This window comes from Bradyrhizobium sp. P5_C11_2 (genome assembly GCF_054049755.1).
The window spans coordinates 1-1,344 of the sequence record NZ_JBFULT010001013.1; the positions used below are offsets into that span (position 1 = coordinate 1).

At 65.5% G+C, this 1,344-nt stretch carries 1 protein-coding gene; it reads right to left on the reverse strand.

The features are described from left to right. Positions 1-2: 2 nt before the first annotated feature. Positions 3-1,175 (reverse strand): acetyl-CoA C-acetyltransferase, encoded by a 1,173-nt coding sequence (locus ACXJL8_RS41235; protein ID WP_456617350.1) that lies wholly within the window; start codon positions 1,173-1,175, stop codon positions 3-5. Positions 1,176-1,344: the final 169 nt, after the last annotated feature.

Consider the following 1,344-nt stretch of genomic DNA (forward strand, 5'->3'; position numbering starts at 1 on the left):
GCTTACACCCGCTCCACGATCGTCACATTCGCCATGCCGCCGCCTTCGCACATGGTTTGCAGGCCGTAGCGCTTGCCGCGCTGGTGCAGGGCGTGGACCAGCGTCGTCATCAGCTTGGTGCCGGAGCCGCCGAGGGGATGGCCGAGCGCGATGGCGCCGCCGTTGACGTTGAGACGTTCCGGATCGGCGCCGGTGGTCTTGAGCCAGGCGGTCGGCACCGAGGCGAAGGCCTCGTTGACCTCGAACAGGTCGATGTCGCCGATCGTCATGCCGGCCTTCTCCAGCGCGCGCTTGGTGGCGTGCAGCGGCGCATCCAGCATGATCACGGGGTCGCCGCCCATCATGGTCATGTGGTGGATGCGCGCCAGCGGCGTCACGCCAAGCTGCTTCAGCCCGCGCTCGTTCACCACCATGACGCCGGAGGCGCCGTCGCAGATCTGGCTGGCGCTGGCCGCGGAGAGCTTGCCATTCTCGGCGATCAGCTTGACGCCCTTGATGCCGTCGAGCGTGGCGTCGAAGCGGATACCCTCGTCGATGTGGTGGGTGTCCTTGCTGCCGTCGGCGCGGGTGATCTCGAGCGGCACGATCTCCTTCTTGAAGTGGCCGGCTTGGGTTGCCGCGATCGCGCGCTGATGGCTGTTGTAGGAGTACTCGTCGAGCTCGTTCTTGGAGAGGCCGTACTTCTCGGCCATCATCTCGGCGCCGGTGAACTGGCTGAACACGATGTTCGGATAGCGCTGCTCGATGCCCGGGCTCTTGTAGTTGCCAAAACCGTTCTTGGCCGGAAGCTGCGAGGACAGGCCCATCGGCACGCGCGTCATCGATTCCACGCCTGCCGCGATCACCACGTCCATCGCGCCGGACATCACCGCTTGGGCCGCGAAGTGCAGCGCCTGCTGCGAGGAGCCGCACTGGCGGTCGATCGAGGTGCCCGGCACGCTCTCCGGCAGTTTCGACGCCATGATCGCGTTGCGCGCGACGTTGTTGGACTGCTCGCCGACCTGCATGACGCAGCCCATGATCACGTCCTCGACCAGGGCCGGATCGACCTTGGTGCGGTCGACCAGCTCGTCCAGCACTTTTGCGGCGAGATCGGCCGGATGCCAGCCGGCGAGGCGGCCCCCCTTGCGCCCGCCGGCGGTACGCGCGGCGGCGACGATGTAAGCCTCGGCCATGTCGGTTTCTCCCTGGATTATTCTGAATGAGTTGGTTGTCGGCGCGGATTTAAGAGGCGGCTGATCGTTTAGTCAATCGATCAATTAACTCTTGTGGGGAGGCGCTGCTTGGGCTTATCTGCGCCCGCTCGTGCGGCCAGAACAGGGATCTCCGTGACTACCAGCGTAC

Bases quoted from the DNA above. Each gene is read 5' to 3' on its own strand.
- ACXJL8_RS41235 (WP_456617350.1), bottom strand. From the start codon at position 1,175: ATGGCCGAGGCTTACATCGTCGCCGCCGCGCGTACCGCCGGCGGGCGC.